Here is a 14152-nt window from a genome sequence, read left to right on the forward strand (position 1 = left end):
GGGTGGGGGGGCGGGGGGGGGGGGGCCGCGGGGGGCGCCCCCCCCCCGGGCCCCCCCCGTGGGGCCCCCGGGGGGGGGGGCCCCCCCCCCCCGGCGCGCCCCTACGGCTCCCTCTCGGCCGTCCGCGTGGGGACAGTGGGACTTGGTGGGCCCGCACCGCTTGCTTGTCTCACGCCGTTCGCTTCTCTACCCCGGGTTGGGTCATTCGGTGGCAATCGCCCGTAGTACGTCCAGGCGTGCTGCCCTGCGGGCTGGGCGTAGGCCCGCTAGGGCGCCTGCGGCTACGCCTACCAGGGCTACCACCGTTAGTTGAAGCGGCGGGATCGCGAAGGCGAAGGCGCTGTCGCTCGCTCCGTCCGAGGCCTTGACCAGGACCCAGCCCAGGAAGGAGCCCAGGGCCAGGCCGCCGACGGTGCCGAAGGCGGCGACCAGGATCGACTCCCAGCGGACCATCGCCCGGAGTTGGGAACGGGTCTGGCCCACTGCCCTCAACAGGCCCAGTTCGCGGGTGCGTTCGTGGATCGCCAGGGTGAGGGTGTTGGCGATGCCCAGGAGGGCGATCAGGACGGCGAGGGCCAGGAGGGCGTAGACGAGGGTCAGCATCATGTCGATGCCGCCGGCTGAGGACTGTGCGTATTCGTGGCGGGTCTGGACTTGTGGGTTGCCGTAGTGGGCGGCGACCTTCTCTACCGCCGTCTTGCCCGTTGCCGTGCTGACGCCGTGCTTGAAGGAGACGGCGACGAGTGAGTCGGAGTCCTGGGTGCGGTGTGGGGCCCAGGCTGCGCGGGTGATGACGTAGTCGCCGGCGAGTTCGGACTCGCCGTAGACCGCGCGGACTGTGAAGGTCTTCTTCTGGCCGTCGGTGAAGGCCAGTTGGGCCTTGCTGCCGGTGGTCAGGTGTTGGCGGTCGGCTTCTGATGTGGTGATGGCGATGCCGTCGGTGCCGAGGGTGGTCAGCGAGCCGTGGATCGTGCCGAGGTCGAAGGTGCGGGCGAGGGCGGTCGGGTTCGTGACGGTCAGCGCCCGTCCCTTTCCATCTACTTCGGCTACGCCTTGTCCCAGTCCCACTGCCGTGCTCACCTCGGGCAACTTGCCGATGGCGCCCGCGAGTTGGGGGCTCAGGCCGCTGCCGCCCGCTCCGAAGGACGGGGTGCTGACTGCTACGTCGCCGGCGAAGGACCGGGACACCGTCTGGTCCATCGTGGCCTTCAACGAGGCGCCGAACACGGTGAATAGGGATACTACGGCCACTCCGATCATCAGCGCGCTCGCTGTGGCGGCCGTACGGCGGGGGCTGCGCAGGGCGTTGCGGCGGGCGAGGCCGCCGGTGACGCCGCGGAGGCGGTCGAGGGGGCTGCCCAGGACTCGTACCGCCGTGGAGGACGCGACCGGGCCGAGGACGACGAAGGCGACCAGGGCCAGTACCGCCCCAAGTCCCGCCAGTAGCAAGGACGGTGAGATCAGTACGCCGGTGAGGGTGGCGCCGATCGCCAGGGCGGCCAGTGCCATTCCCGTCACCGCTCGGACCGGGGACACGCCGGACTGGTCTACCGCCGTTTCGCGCAGCGCCGCGAGGGGTGCGGTGCGGCCCGCTCGTACCGCCGGCATGAGGGCGGAGCCCAGGCAGACGATGACTCCGACTGCGAGGGGGAGGATCATCGAGAGGGTTCTGATCACCAAGTCGCCTCCGGGGAAAGGGAATCCGATCGCCGGGAACAGCATCTTCAGGCCGGCTGCGATGCCGATGCCGCCCGCGAGTCCGGCTGCCGACGCGGTCACCGCTACGACGCTCGCCTCGGTGACGGTCGCTGCGGTGACCTGGCGGCGGGAGGCGCCCAATGCCCTCAACAGGGCGTTCTCGCGGGTGCGTTGGGCGATGACGATCGCGAACGTGTTGTGGATGGAGAAGGTCGCGACCAGGAGGGCGATGCCGGAGAAGACCAGGAGGAACGTGGTGAAGACGGTCAGGAACTGGGACGAGATCATGTCCGTGTTCTCCTGCGCCGACTTCTGACCCGTGATCGCCTCAACTCCCTTGGGGAGGAAGGGAGTCAGGCGGTCGACCAGTGATTGCTGGCTTACGCCCGGGCCGGCTCGGACCTGGATGCTTGTCGCCTCGCCCGGCCTCGCGGTGAGGTACTTCTCCGCGTCGGACTGGGTCATGCCGGTGAAGGTCACCTGGGCCATGCCGTCCTCGCCGCCGAAGGTCGCGAGGCCGACGATCGTCACCTTCACGGGGTCGGGGGTGCGCAGCGTTGTCGTGTCGCCGATCTTCAGGTGGCCCTTGTCGGCGGCACCCCGGTTGATGACAACCTCCCCCGGCCTGGCCGGAGTTCGGCCCTCGGCCAGGCGGTACGGGTTGAGTTTCGGGTCGGTGATCCAGTTGCCGGCGAGGGTGGGCGGGCCCTTGCCGCCGATGGCCTCGCCGTTGGCGCCGACCAGTTGGCCCGCGCCCTGGATGTTCGGGGCAACCGCCGCCACGCCGGGGACCCGGTCGATGCTCTTCAGCAGAGCCGTGGGCACCGGTTGCCGAACGCCCTGGCTCTCGCCGGGTGTTGTGATGGCGTCGGCGCTGCGGACGACCGCGTCCGTGCCGCTGGTCGCGTCGCCGAACATGGTGTCGAAGTTGGCGCGCAGGGTGTCGCCCATGACGAGGGTTCCGGCGAGGAAGGCGACCCCTAGGAACACGGCGAGGAACGTACCGGCGAAGCGCCTTTTGTGGGCCCGCAGGGAGGACATGCTCAGGCGTACGGACGCGTTCATGACCTCACCTCCTCGAAGGCCTTCAGGCGGTCCAGGACCCTTTCGGCCGTGGGGGCCTGCATGCGGTCCACGAGGTGTCCGTCCGCGAGGAAGACGACCTCGTCCGCGTGGGCGGCGGCGACCGGGTCGTGGGTCACCATCACGACCGTGCGGTCCGTCTGGTGTACGGCGCGGCGGAGCAGGCCGAGGACCTCGCCGCCGGAGCGGGAGTCGAGGTTGCCGGTCGGCTCGTCGGCGAAGACGACCTCGGGGCGGCCGGCGAACGCCCTTGCCACGGCGACGCGTTGCTGCTGGCCGCCGGAGAGTTCGGAGGGGCGGTGGTGGAGCCGGTCGCGCAGGCCGACGACGTCGACGAGTGCGTCGATCCAGTCGTGGTCGCCGCCGGCTCCGGAGAGGTCCAGGGGCAGGGTGATGTTCTCCGCGACGGTCAGCGTCGGGACCAGGTTGAAGGCCTGGAAGACGAAGCCCACGCGGTCGCGGCGGAGGAGGGTCAGGCGGCGGTCGTCCAAGGTGCCGAGTTCCGTGTCGCCGATGTACGCGGCGCCCGAGGTGAGCGTGTCGAGGCCTGCCGCGCAGTGCATCAGGGTCGACTTGCCCGAGCCCGAGGGGCCCATGATCGCGGTGAAGCGGCCGGCCGGGAAGTCGACACTCACCCCGTCCAGGGCCCGTACGGCGGTGTCGCCGACGCCGTACACCTTGACGGCGTCGACGACCCTCGCGGCCGTGCGGGTGGTGGTCGCGGTGGTCATGCCGGGCCGCCTCCCTTGCCGGTGCGGCCGAACTGCTCGTCCAGGACGGAGAGGCGGCGCCAGTACTCGTCCTCGTCGATCTCGCCGGTGGCGAAGCGCCGGCCGAGGATCGCGAGCGGGGAGTCGCCGGTGGGGCGGGTGTCGGTCATCGTGCGCCACGGGCCGCCGCGACCGATCCCCCGGCCGCGCCAGACGGTGCGGCGCAGGACGGTCACCACGCCGACCACCACGGCCGCCCAGATCAGCGGGAAGAACAAGATCCACGGGCCGGGGCCGCCGCCGTTCCAGTTCGCCAGTGTCTGCATGTCGATTCATCTCCACGTGATGCGGAGCCCTGGAGGGGGCTTCCTGTGAGTCCGGTGATGTATCGAGACTGGCTCCTGGGAGGGGTCCGGGTCGTCGTACGGCCAGCGGCAGTGTGCGTACCTCCCGGGGAGTACTCGGGGTTGTTCCGGCTGCTTCCCCTGGTCGCGCTCCCCCTGGTCGTCGATAACCTCTCGACTTCTGTAACTACTAGTATGTACAGTCAGTTCATGAGCACCCCGGAGCGACTGATCGAGTCCACCCGCGAGCTGTTGTGGGAGCGCGGGTATGTCGGCACCAGCCCCAAGGCGATCCTGGAGCGGGCGGGCGTCGGGCAGGGCAGCATGTACCACCACTTCAAGGGCAAGCCCGAGCTGGCGCTGGCGGCGATCCGGCGGACGGCCGAGGAGTTGCGGGCTACCGCCGAGGAAGTACTCGACGGGCCGGGCACGCCGTACGAACGGATCGAGGCGTATCTGCGGCGCGAGCGCGATGTGCTGCGCGGGTGTCCGGTCGGGCGGCTGACGATGGACCCGGACGTGATCGGCAGCGCCGAGTTGCGGGCGCCCGTCGACGAGACGCTCGACGCGATCCGTGAGCGGCTCGCCGGAATCGTCGAAGAGGGCAAGGAACAGGGGCAGTTCCGGCCGGAGCTGGACGGCGAGGAGATCGCCGCCACCATCCTCGCGACCGTGCAGGGCGGGTATGTGCTCGCCCGCGCGTCCGGGTCGCCGGCCGCCTTCGACGCGGGTGTCCGGGGGCTGCTCTCCCTTCTCTCGCCCATGTCCTCCCGATAGGAGTCCAGGTACGTGCGGATCAACAGGAATCACCCCGACACACAGCAGGGCCCGGCGGAGAACTTCACCGGCACGGTGTGGCTCGACGAAATCGCCGCGCCCGAACCGCCGTCCCGGATCAGGATGTTCAGCGTGCACTTCACGCCGGGCGCGCACACGGCGTGGCACACCCATCCGCACGGCCAGGTGCTGCACGTGACGGAGGGCGAGGGTCTGGTCCAGCGCAAGGGCGGTCCCGTCGAGCCGATCCGTGCGGGCGACACCGTGTGGATCGAGCCGGACGAGTGGCACTGGCACGGCGCGGCACCGCGCACGTTCATGACGCATCTCGCGGTCGTCGAAGCTGCGGAGGACGGTACGACCGCCTGCTGGTACGAGCACGTCGACCCTGCGAACTACCCGGCCTGAGGGGGCACTTGATGCACGCGATGCAGTACGAACTCACCCTGCCCGGCGACTACGACATGGGCATCATCCGGGGGCGGGTCGCGCGGGTCGGGCATCTGCTCGACGACTGGGACGGGCTCGGCCTCAAGACGTATCTCCTGCGTGAGCGTGGGGTGCACGGTTCGCCGGTCAACCAGTACGCGCCGTTCTATCTGTGGAACACGGTCGAAGGCATGAACCGGTTCCTCTGGGGCGGCGCCTTCCAGGGGCTTGTCAACGACTTCGGGCGGCCCGAGGTGCTGGGGTGGTCGGGGCTCGCGTACGAGGAGGGCGGCGCGGCAGGTTCCCCGGCGGTCGTTGCCGTGCGGCGGCGTCAACCGATCGCGGAGGGCGGGGAGTTGGCGACGGTCATGGAGGACGCGGTGAGTGAGACCCGGCGGCTGGCCGGGGAGGACGGCGCGGTGCTCGCGGCGGCGGCCGTCGACCCGCACAGCTGGGAGCTGGTCCACTTCTCGCTCTGGGAGCACGACACGCCGAAGGCGGAGGGGGACGTGTTCCAGGTGCTGCACCTCTCGGCGCCGGGGCGGGGCGCGTTGCCGCGGGGTCGGCAGTGGTAAGTACCCTTGTCCGTACGGTACTTGGGGATGTGGACCCGGGGCAGTTGGGTGTGTGCGACGCGCACGACCATCTCTTCCTCCGGAGCCCTCGACTCCCCGGGCAGGAACTGGGCGATGCCTCGGCCGCGCGGGCCGAGCTGGCCGCGTTCCGTGCCGTCGGCGGAGGCGCCGTCGCGCAGTGGACGCCGTACGGGATGGGTCGGCGGGTCGCCGATCTGCCGCGGCTGTCGCGGGACTCGGGGGTGCACGTGGTCTGCGCGACCGGGTTGCATCAAGCGGCGCACTACAGCCCAGAGTTGCTGGAGAGTCTGCGCGGCAGGCTCGCGGAGGTCTTCGTCTCCGAGCTGACAGACGGCGTCGGGCCGTCCGGGGTCCGGGCCGGGATCATCAAGGTCGCCGGCGGCTTCCACGGCCTCGACGCGCACGCCCGCTGGACGATGACCGCAGCGGCCGAGGCCCATCGTGCGACGGGTGCGCCGATCGCCGTCCACCTGGAGCTGGGCACGGGCGCGCTCGACGTACTCGACCTGCTGTGCGGCGAGTTGGGGGTCGCGCCGCACCGCGTGATCCTCGGCCACCTCAACCGCTCCCCCGACCTCACCGTCCAGCGCCAGGCCGCCGAATCGGGCGCCTATCTGGCGTTCGACGGCCCGTCCCGCGCCCACCACGCCACGGACTGGAGCATGCCGGACGCGGTTCGGGCGCTGGCCGAGGCCGGCTTCGGGGACCGGCTCCTGCTCGGCGGCGACACGGTGGTCGCCGGGGCGCGCTCGGTGGACGGTGGTCCGGGAATGCCGTATCTGCTGCGGCGGGTGGGGCCGCGGCTCGCGGTGGAGCTGGGTGAGGAGTTGGTGGGGCGCTTGTTCAGGGAGAACCCCGCCCAGGCGTTCTCCGTCGAGTGGCGTTGACGGAAATCCCGTGAGGCCGAACTCGCTTGCCGCCAGGGGCAGTTGAACTGAGAGCAGCTAAGAGGAACGGAGATTCCCCATGCCCTTCGTCCGCATCGACGCCCTGCGCGCCGACCCGGCTCGCCTCGACGCGCTCGGCCGTGCCGTGCACGACGCGCTGGTGGAGACGATCGGGATCCCGGACGACGACCGGTTCCAGGTCCTGGTCGGTCACGACGGCACGCACAGCACCCTCCGCTACGGCGGCTATCTCGGCGTCGAGCGCGACGACGGGATCGTGTTCGTCGCGATCACGATGCGTGCCGGGCGCGGCCCGGAGCAGAAGCGTGCGCTGTACCGGCGGATCGCCGAACTCGCCCACGCGTACGCGGGCACCGAGCCCCGGAACGTGTTCGTCACCGTGACCGAGAACGAGTCGGTCGACTGGTCGCTCGGCGACGGTCTCGCCCAGTACGCGCTCTCCCCGGAGCCGGTAGACGAGGGCTGACGAGGGACCGCTATGTTCGACGCGGACATCGAACATGTGGAGCTCGTGTGCAGACGACGACGGTGGAGCCGCCGAAAGCGGCGGAGGCGGATGTCGCGGCGTCCGGGTGGCCCCGGTCCTGGCCGCTCATGCTGCTCGGGGCGGCTGTCGTCCCGGGGCTGCTGCTGTTCGCCGTCGGACGGTGGCTGGACGCGCCGGCCGTGCAGGCCTGGCGGACGGTCTGCCTCGCCATCACCACACAGGCGCTGCCCTTCCTGCTCCTCGGTACGGCGCTGTCGGGGGCCATCAACGCGTTCGTACCGGCGCGGGTGTTCACGAAGGTGCTGCCCAAGCGGGCCGCGTTCGCCGTGCCGGTGGCCGGGATGGCCGGGGTCGTGCTGCCGGGCTGTGAGTGTGCGTCGGTGCCGGTCGCGAACAGTCTGATCGGGCGCGGGGTCACCCCGGCCGCCGCCTTCGCGTTCCTGCTCTCCGCGCCCGCGATCAACCCGGTCGTACTCACGGCCACCGCGATCGCGTTCCCCGCCAGCCCGGTCATGGTGCTGGCCCGGCTGCTCGCCTCGCTCGCCACCGCCGTGGTGATGGGCTGGCTGTGGCTCTGGCTGGGGCGTGAGGAATGGCTGCGCCCGGTCGCGCGCCACACCGGGCACCGGCCGGGACACAGCCGCTTCACCGAGTTCCGCACCGGCTTCCAGCACGACTTCCTGCACGCGGGCGGCTTCCTGGTCGTCGGCGCGATGGCGGCGGCGACCTTCAACGTCGCGGTCCCGCGCTCCGTGCTGGACACCTTCGCCGGCTCGCCCTGGCTGTCCGTCCTCTTCCTCGCCGCGCTCGCGATCATCCTCGCGGTCTGCTCCGAGGCCGACGCGTTCGTGGCGTCCTCCCTCACGGGCTTCTCCCCCACAGCCCGGCTCGCTTTCATGGTCGTAGGTCCCATGGTCGACCTGAAACTGATCGCCCTCCAGGCGGGCACGTTCGGCCGGGCCTTCGCGGCTCGCTTCTCCGCCGCCACGACGGTCGTCGCGGTGCTGTCCAGCGCGCTGATCGGAGCCGTACTGCTGTGAGACGCCCCCTCCAGGTGACCCTGCTCGTCCTCAGCGGCCTGGGCCTGCTGCACGCCTCGCTCTTCACCGACCTGTGCCTGCGCTACGTCAAGCCGAGCATGCGCCCGCTGCTCGTCGTCTCGGGGTTCCTGCTGATCGCACTGGGCATCGCGGAGGCATGGTCACGACGGACACCGGACGAAGGCGACGACCACGCGGGCCACAACCACTCCAAGGTCCCCCGCGTCGCCTGGCTCCTCTTCCTCCCCGCCCTCAGCCTCCTCTTCTACGCCCCACCCGCCCTCGGCGCCTACACCGCCTCCCGCGCCGCCACCAAGGCCGTCCCCGTACAGGACTCCTTCGATCCGCTGCCCGCGACCTCGCCGCTGCCGATCACCCTCACCGACTTCACGACCCGCGTACAGCAGGACCGCACGCGGGCCATCAAGGGCCGCACCGTCCAGATGACCGGCTTCGTCACGCCCGACAAAGGTGCCGTCTACTGGGACCTGACCCGGATCATGATCTCGTGCTGCGCGGCGGACGCCCAGTCCATCAAGGTGCGGGTCTACGGCATTCCGGCCCTGTCCGCCAACACCTGGGTGACGATCACCGGGACCTGGCACGCGAGCGGAACCCTGGGCACGAGTTCCGCCGCGGCCGCGCTCGACGGGGTCACCGTCGAGAAGGTCGCCAAGCCGGTGAACGCCTACCAGGACGCCCTGCCGTTCGGGACCCCACGGTGAGGCACTAGGCCACCGAGATGTCCACGGAGGGCCGCAGTTTCGCCGCCGCGGCCAGCGCCTCGTGCATGGGGTGGGCGTCGAAGGCCGTCAACAGGCCCTCGTCCGCCGGGAGTTCGGACGCCGGGTACGCGATCTGCTCGTAGGCCGCCTGGAAGCGCGGGCCCCAACGCCGGGCGCCCAGGCGGGCCGTGCGGGAGCAGTTGTCGACCATGTAGGCCACGTCGCGGGCGTGCATGTAGGGCAGCAGGGAGTCGACCGCCTCGATGACGGACTCGTTGACGATCTCCGACCAGGGGTGGCCGCGCTCGGCGAACTCGTCGACCTGGGCGGTCATCGTCGCCACGAACACCCCGGCGGTGAACGGCTCGACGGGCAGGGCGCGTTGGGCCCGGCGCTCCCGCACCTCCGCTCCCGCCGCCCACATCGGCGAACCGCCGATCCCGCTCATCTCCCGCGCCCCGAGCCGCCGTTCGGCCAGGACGACACTGCGCAACTCGGTGCCGTCGGCCACCTCGTCGTAGATCTCGGCGACGATCTCGCGGGCGGGACCGTAGGTCGCCGAGTACGCGCGGTCGAAGACCTCGCGTCCGGCCGGGTCCAACTCCTCGCGGACGGCACGGAGTCCGGCCTGGGAGATGGTGCGGGCGATGGGTCCGGTGACGTTCTCGCAGGACCGCTCGTACGCGGTCACCGCGTCGTCGCCGGCCAGGCGGTAGCGCGTGAAGAGGCTCTCGACGATGCCGTGCACGGCGCCGAGCAGGATGGCGCGTTCGCCGACGATGTCGGAGCGGTACTCGCTCTCCAGGGTGGTGCGGAAGGTGTACGGCGACCCGAGCGCGACCGACCAGCCGAGCGCGCGGTCGGTGGCCCTGCCGTCGGGGTCTGCGTGGACGGCGTAACTGCTGTTGATTCCGGCACCGTTGATCTCCGCGCCCTGTTCGTAGAGCCGGCGCACGGAGTCGCCCATGCCCTTGGGGCAGACGGCGATGACTCCGTGCCCGGACGGGAACTCCCCACCGGTGGCCCGGAGATGACCGAGCAGGAAGCCGTGCGAGAGACCGATGGTGGCCCCTGGCTTGAGGGCCGCGAAGATCTCCTCGTGGTGGGCGGCGAGGGCGGCGTCCGCGATGAGCAGGATCACCAGGTCGCTCTCGGCGGCGACGGCGAGCCAGTCGCCGAGCGAGCCGTCCTCCTCGGTGAACCCGTGTGCGCGAGCATCTGCCGCCGACGCCGAACCGGGACGCAGGCCGACGCTCACCCGGATGTCCGTACCGGCGAGGGAGTCGCGCAGGTTGCGCGCCTGGGCCCGGCCCTGCGGGCCCCAGCCGATGACGCCGATGCGGCGGACGCCGGCGAAGGCCTGCGGGAGCAGCGGGAAGAGATGCCGGCCACCGCGCAGGATGGTCTCCGTGCCGCCGGGCACGTCCATCGTTTCGAGGGCGAAGACGGCGGAGGTGTACGTGGTCGAGGTCATGGTGGAGTTGTAGGCTCCCGACGAGCGTTGCGGCAAGCGCAACCTGTGCAGCGGCCTGTTGCACGAGCTGAAAGGGCCAGGTCACGGTATGCGGGACGACCACCGGGAGCTACGGCTTTTCCTGCATCTGGCGCAGACACTGAACTTCGGACGGACGAGTCTCGACTGCCACGTCAGCCCGGCGACGCTGACCCGGACCGTGCAGAGACTGGAGGCCGACCTCGGACACCGCCTCTTCGACCGCGGCGCGCGCGGAGTCTCGCTGACCGCGGAGGGGCACCGCTTCCGTGAATACGCCGTCCAGTCCCTGGAGTTGTGGCGCGCCTACCGCGAGGAGCATCCCGACCCGGCCGAACTCACCGGCAGACTCGCCCTGTTCGCCACGGTGACCGCCTGCCAGGCCCTGCTGCCCGACCTGTTGGCACCCTTCCGCGCCGCACATCCGCAAGTCCGGCTCGATCTCCGCACCGGCGACGCGGCGGCGGCACTGGCCCGCCTCGACGAGGGCGAGGTGGACGTGGCCGTCGCGGGCATCCCGCCCCGGCTCCCGGAACCGCTGGTGAGCCGCACGGTCGCGGTGACCGAGCTGGTCCTGGTCACCGCGCTCGACCGCCCCGACCCGAACCTCGACGGCCCGTTCGTCCTCCCCCACCGGGGGCTGGTCCGCGAGGCGGCCGACCGCTGGTTCCGCACCCGGGGCACAACACCCGCCGTAGCCTGCGAACCGGACGGCCACGAAGGCCTGTTGACCCTGGTCGCCCTCGGCTGCGGCACGGGCGTGGTACCCCGCCTGGTCCTGGACAACAGCGCCGTACGGGAACGGCTGGCGGTTATCCCGGCGGACCAACCCCCGGAGCCGTTCCCGATCGGCCTGTGCGTACGGCGAGCGGATCTACGCCGCCCACTGGTGTCGGCCCTGTGGAGCCTGACGGCGCCATAGGGCAACGCCTCGTGCTGGAGCGCCCGATAGGGGCGCGGGGAACTGCGCGCCCAGCCACAACGGCGCCGCAGCCAACCGACGACGCAGGCCCCCGGTACTCCCAGTGGAGCGCCTAGTCCAGATCAACCGGCCCGTCGTTCTTCTTGTCGTCCTTCTTAGCCTGCAGCTGGAGCAAGTTCTTGACCTCGTCACCAGGCCGACGCCCGTCGGGGTCAGACCCGCTGAGATTCCCCCGCACCGAGTCCAGAATCGTCAGCCCCTGCGAGACAAGCCCCGCGGCAATCTCGCCCAGCCCATCCGCCCCGTTGAGGACATTGACGTTGGCCCCCGCGAGACCCCCCGCCGCTTCCTTGACGATCTGCGGAAGCTGGTCGATGAGCATCCGGTCCAGCGCGACGCGGTCGTACGACGCCGCCGCCTCCGCCTGGATCTTCATCCGATCCGCCTCGGCGATGGCAAGCAGCTTGATCCGCTGGGCCTCCGCCTCGGCCGGCTTGACGATCTCGGCGACCAGCTGCTGCTGACGCAACTCGGCCTGGCGCTGAGCCAGTTCGGTCTGCGCGGCCAGCACCTCCTGCTGGGCGTGCGCCTGCGCGAGCGGCCCGGCCTGCGCGGCCTGCGCCTGCGCGCGGTCGACCTCGGCCGAGTACTCGGCCTTGACGACCGCGGTCTGCCGCGCGTACTCCGCCTGGTTGCGGGCCGCGACCTGCTCCGCCTCGACGGAGGCCTGCGTGGCCTGGGCCTGGGCGATCTGGGCCTGCCGCTGGATGGCCGCCTTGTGCGGTGCGGACATGGCCTCGATGTAGCCGACTTCGCCGTCGTCGATCGACTGGATCTGCAGCGAGTCCACGATCAGACCGATCTTGGCCATCTCGACCTTTGACGTGTCCAGCACCTCCGCGGCGAGCTTCTGCCGCTCCGTGACGATCTCCTCGACCGTCATCGAGCCGATGATGGACCGCAGGTGACCGGCGAAGATCCGGCCGGTCAGCACCGACATCTGGTCCTGGTCGGAGAGGAAACGCTGGCCCGCGTTGATGATGCTCTCCGTGTCGTTGCCGACCTTGAACGCGATCACGGCACGGACGTGCAGCGCGATGCCCTGCCGGGTCACACAGGTCTCGGTGACCTCGGCCTCGCACATCGACAGCGTGAGAAAACGGGTCTTGCGGAAGACCGGCAGCACGAACTTTCCGTGCCCCGTCACCACTCGGAACGGCGCGCCCCCCAGTCCCCGCCTGCCACCCGAGATCAGCATCGCCTCATCGGGGGCGGGAACGCGGTAACCGAACATGTCTTGCTCCTCACTCTGCGCGGGCGGGATCGCCGCCCAGCGCGTCCAATGGATCCGCCCACTCGATGACGTGCACAGCACGACGTCCACGGGACTCGATCACGAGCACCCTGGCCCCCGTGGGCAGGGGATCATCCGACCAGGCCAGGAATGTCTCGGAGCCGCCCCGGACCCGCACGAGGATCTCGCCGGGCCCCGCACTTCCCCGGGTCTCGATGATCACCTCTCCCGTGCATCCGATCACGGGCTCGTCCTGCGGCATCACCGGCCGCCTCCATCCTCTGGCCTTAGGTTTCCGACGATAGACCCACTGGGGTCACGGACCCAACGGGCCCACGCACACCTTTTCCACGGCGCCTGCCGGGCGCCCTCGTCCGCTGTCAGGACAGTGCCGCCAGCGGGTCGTCGAGGACCGGCTGCCACGCCAACTCGGCCGCCCCGACCAGGCTGTTGTGGTCCAGGGTGCAGGCGAGGATCGGCACGCCTCCGCTCTGCCCCCACAGGCTCCGGTCGGCGACGACCGCGCGCAGCCGCTCCGGGTCGGCGTCGAGGAGCGTGCGGTGCAGTCCGCCGAGGATGATCCGGTCGGGGTTGAGGATGTTCACCAGGCCCGCGAGCCCCAGTCCGAGCCGGTCGATCAGCGCCTCGGCGGCCTGCCGGACGGACGGGTCGTCGTAGTGGTGGCGGATCAGGTCGTTGGACTCCTGGAGCAGCGACACCTCGGGGCCGGGCTCACGACCGGCGGCCGTGAGGAACGCGAGCGGGTCGGCCTCGACGTCGAGACAGCCCCGGCTGCCGCAGTAACAGGGGCGGCCCTCGGGGTTCACGGTGAGGTGTCCGACTTCGAGCGCGAGGCCCGAACTCCCCGTGTGCAGGCGCCCGTCGAGCACCAGCGCACCGCCCACACCCCGGTGTCCGGTCGCCACGCACAGCAGGTCACGGGCGCCCCGGCCCGCGCCGTGCCGGTGCTCGGCGAGGGCGGCGAGGTTGACGTCGTTGCCCGCGAACGCGGGTCCGGTGAGGCCGGCCGCGCGCACGCACTCGGCGAAGATCCGCCGCACGGGGGCGCCCGCGGGCCAGGCCAGGTGGAGGGGGTTGAGGGCCAGGCCGTCCGGCTCGGCCACGGCGGACGGTACGGCGAGTCCGGCGCCGACGCAGCGCCGGCCGGTCTCGCGCAGCAGATCGGCACCGGCCTCGACGACTGACCCCAGTACCTTCGCCGGGTCGGCGTCCACGGCCTCGCAGCCGGGGGCGGTCGCGACGATCTGGCCGCCGAGGCCGACCAGCGCAGCACGGAAACCGTCCGCGTGCACCTGGGCCGCGAGCACGACGGGGCCGTCCTCAGCGAGCGCGAGGCGGTGCGAAGGCCGGCCCTGTGAACCAGCTGCGGCGCCGGGCCTGGCGTCGACCCTGATCAGGCCGAGCGCCTCCAGCTCGGCGGCCACCGCGCCGGCCGTTGCGCGGGTCACGCCCAGTTCGGCGGTGAGTACGGCTCGGGTGGGGGCGCGGCCGGTGTGCACGAGTTCCAGTGCGGGGCCGAGCGCTCCGCGACCCCGGTCCAGTCGTGCCCTTGAGGTGGTTCCATCCCCCGCCGGCCGGGGGTCCGCCTTGCCACTCATGAGGGCGAGTCTCCCATGATCCGTAGAG

Annotated in this window: 15 protein-coding genes; 8 read left to right on the top strand and 7 right to left on the bottom strand. The window is 71.1% G+C overall.

Features of this window, described 5'->3' with window-relative positions:
• Positions 1-201: 201 nt before the first annotated feature.
• The 3 genes from ACIBK4_RS38600 to ACIBK4_RS38610 are packed head-to-tail and all read right to left on the bottom strand — an operon-like array spanning position 202 to position 3817.
• Positions 202-2763: an ABC transporter permease gene (locus ACIBK4_RS38600; RefSeq protein ID WP_399002686.1), complete on the bottom strand. Its 2562-nt coding sequence runs from the start codon at positions 2761-2763 to the stop codon at positions 202-204.
• Positions 2760-3512, bottom strand: coding sequence for an ABC transporter ATP-binding protein (locus ACIBK4_RS38605; RefSeq protein ID WP_399002688.1), 753 nt, complete (start codon positions 3510-3512; stop codon positions 2760-2762). Before ACIBK4_RS38605 ends, ACIBK4_RS38600 begins: the two co-directional genes overlap by 4 nt.
• A complete protein-coding gene (locus ACIBK4_RS38610; protein ID WP_399002690.1) occupies positions 3509-3817 on the bottom strand; it encodes an SHOCT domain-containing protein in 309 nt (102 codons plus the stop codon). Before ACIBK4_RS38610 ends, ACIBK4_RS38605 begins: the two co-directional genes overlap by 4 nt.
• Positions 3818-4045: 228 nt before the next feature.
• Here ACIBK4_RS38610 and ACIBK4_RS38615 point away from each other — a divergent pair, with 228 nt between their 5' ends.
• The 7 genes from ACIBK4_RS38615 to ACIBK4_RS38645 all read left to right on the top strand — a co-directional run bounded on the left by ACIBK4_RS38615 (position 4046) and on the right by ACIBK4_RS38645 (position 8797).
• Positions 4046-4612 (top strand): TetR/AcrR family transcriptional regulator, encoded by a 567-nt coding sequence (locus tag ACIBK4_RS38615; RefSeq protein ID WP_399002692.1) that lies wholly within the window; start codon positions 4046-4048, stop codon positions 4610-4612.
• Between the two features lie 12 nt (positions 4613-4624).
• Positions 4625-5020, top strand: coding sequence for a cupin domain-containing protein (locus ACIBK4_RS38620; RefSeq protein ID WP_399002694.1), 396 nt, complete (start codon positions 4625-4627; stop codon positions 5018-5020).
• An 11-nt stretch (positions 5021-5031) separates the two neighbouring features.
• Positions 5032-5616: a DUF4865 family protein gene (locus tag ACIBK4_RS38625; RefSeq protein WP_399002696.1), complete on the top strand. Its 585-nt coding sequence runs from the start codon at positions 5032-5034 to the stop codon at positions 5614-5616.
• Positions 5610-6524: a phosphotriesterase gene (locus ACIBK4_RS38630; RefSeq protein ID WP_399002698.1), complete on the top strand. Its 915-nt coding sequence runs from the start codon at positions 5610-5612 to the stop codon at positions 6522-6524. Before ACIBK4_RS38625 ends, ACIBK4_RS38630 begins: the two co-directional genes overlap by 7 nt.
• Positions 6525-6603: 79 nt before the next feature.
• Positions 6604-7011: a tautomerase family protein gene (locus tag ACIBK4_RS38635; RefSeq protein WP_399002700.1), complete on the top strand. Its 408-nt coding sequence runs from the start codon at positions 6604-6606 to the stop codon at positions 7009-7011.
• Between the two features lie 47 nt (positions 7012-7058).
• A complete protein-coding gene (locus tag ACIBK4_RS38640) occupies positions 7059-8072 on the top strand; it encodes a permease (RefSeq protein ID WP_399002702.1) in 1014 nt (337 codons plus the stop codon).
• Positions 8069-8797, top strand: a complete 729-nt coding sequence (locus ACIBK4_RS38645) for a TIGR03943 family putative permease subunit (RefSeq protein ID WP_399002704.1) — start codon at positions 8069-8071, stop codon at positions 8795-8797. Before ACIBK4_RS38640 ends, ACIBK4_RS38645 begins: the two co-directional genes overlap by 4 nt.
• A 4-nt stretch (positions 8798-8801) precedes the next feature.
• Here the strand turns inward: ACIBK4_RS38645 and ACIBK4_RS38650 are convergent, their stop codons facing one another.
• Positions 8802-10271: a ketol-acid reductoisomerase gene (locus tag ACIBK4_RS38650; RefSeq protein WP_399002706.1), complete on the bottom strand. Its 1470-nt coding sequence runs from the start codon at positions 10269-10271 to the stop codon at positions 8802-8804.
• Positions 10272-10359: 88 nt separating this feature from the next.
• Here ACIBK4_RS38650 and ilvY point away from each other — a divergent pair, with 88 nt between their 5' ends.
• Positions 10360-11211 carry an HTH-type transcriptional activator IlvY gene (gene ilvY / locus ACIBK4_RS38655; protein ID WP_399002708.1) on the top strand — a complete coding sequence of 284 codons (852 nt, stop codon included), beginning with the start codon at positions 10360-10362 and terminating at the stop codon, positions 11209-11211.
• Positions 11212-11323: 112 nt separating this feature from the next.
• Here the strand turns inward: ilvY and ACIBK4_RS38660 are convergent, their stop codons facing one another.
• The 3 genes from ACIBK4_RS38660 to ACIBK4_RS38670 form a co-directional block, all read right to left on the bottom strand.
• The gene (locus tag ACIBK4_RS38660; RefSeq protein ID WP_399002710.1) at positions 11324-12505 is read right to left on the bottom strand and encodes an SPFH domain-containing protein; all 1182 of its coding nucleotides are present in this window, start codon (positions 12503-12505) and stop codon (positions 11324-11326) included.
• A gap of 10 nt (positions 12506-12515) precedes the next feature.
• Positions 12516-12767: a hypothetical protein gene (locus tag ACIBK4_RS38665; protein ID WP_366429201.1), complete on the bottom strand. Its 252-nt coding sequence runs from the start codon at positions 12765-12767 to the stop codon at positions 12516-12518.
• A 118-nt stretch (positions 12768-12885) separates the two neighbouring features.
• Complete coding sequence (locus ACIBK4_RS38670; RefSeq protein WP_399002712.1) at positions 12886-14124, bottom strand: ROK family protein; 1239 nt, start codon at positions 14122-14124, stop codon at positions 12886-12888.
• Between the last annotated feature and the right edge of the window lie 28 nt (positions 14125-14152).

This window comes from Streptomyces sp. NPDC050528, assembly GCF_044457795.1.
In the GTDB taxonomy this organism is placed as follows: domain Bacteria; phylum Actinomycetota; class Actinomycetes; order Streptomycetales; family Streptomycetaceae; genus Streptomyces.

Excerpts from the sequence above, each read along its gene's own strand:
- ACIBK4_RS38600 (WP_399002686.1), bottom strand. The coding sequence starts at position 2,763 with ATGAACGCGTCCGTACGCCTGAGCATGTCCTCCCTGCGGGCCCACAAA.
- ACIBK4_RS38605 (WP_399002688.1), bottom strand. The coding sequence starts at position 3,512 with ATGACCACCGCGACCACCACCCGCACGGCCGCGAGGGTCGTCGACGCC.
- ACIBK4_RS38610 (WP_399002690.1), bottom strand. The coding sequence starts at position 3,817 with ATGCAGACACTGGCGAACTGGAACGGCGGCGGCCCCGGCCCGTGGATC.
- ACIBK4_RS38615 (WP_399002692.1), top strand. The coding sequence starts at position 4,046 with ATGAGCACCCCGGAGCGACTGATCGAGTCCACCCGCGAGCTGTTGTGG.
- ACIBK4_RS38625 (WP_399002696.1), top strand. The coding sequence starts at position 5,032 with ATGCACGCGATGCAGTACGAACTCACCCTGCCCGGCGACTACGACATG.
- ACIBK4_RS38635 (WP_399002700.1), top strand. The coding sequence starts at position 6,604 with ATGCCCTTCGTCCGCATCGACGCCCTGCGCGCCGACCCGGCTCGCCTC.
- ACIBK4_RS38650 (WP_399002706.1), bottom strand. The coding sequence starts at position 10,271 with ATGACCTCGACCACGTACACCTCCGCCGTCTTCGCCCTCGAAACGATG.
- ilvY (WP_399002708.1), top strand. The coding sequence starts at position 10,360 with ATGCGGGACGACCACCGGGAGCTACGGCTTTTCCTGCATCTGGCGCAG.
- ACIBK4_RS38660 (WP_399002710.1), bottom strand. The coding sequence starts at position 12,505 with ATGTTCGGTTACCGCGTTCCCGCCCCCGATGAGGCGATGCTGATCTCG.
- ACIBK4_RS38665 (WP_366429201.1), bottom strand. The coding sequence starts at position 12,767 with ATGCCGCAGGACGAGCCCGTGATCGGATGCACGGGAGAGGTGATCATC.
- ACIBK4_RS38670 (WP_399002712.1), bottom strand. The coding sequence starts at position 14,124 with ATGAGTGGCAAGGCGGACCCCCGGCCGGCGGGGGATGGAACCACCTCA.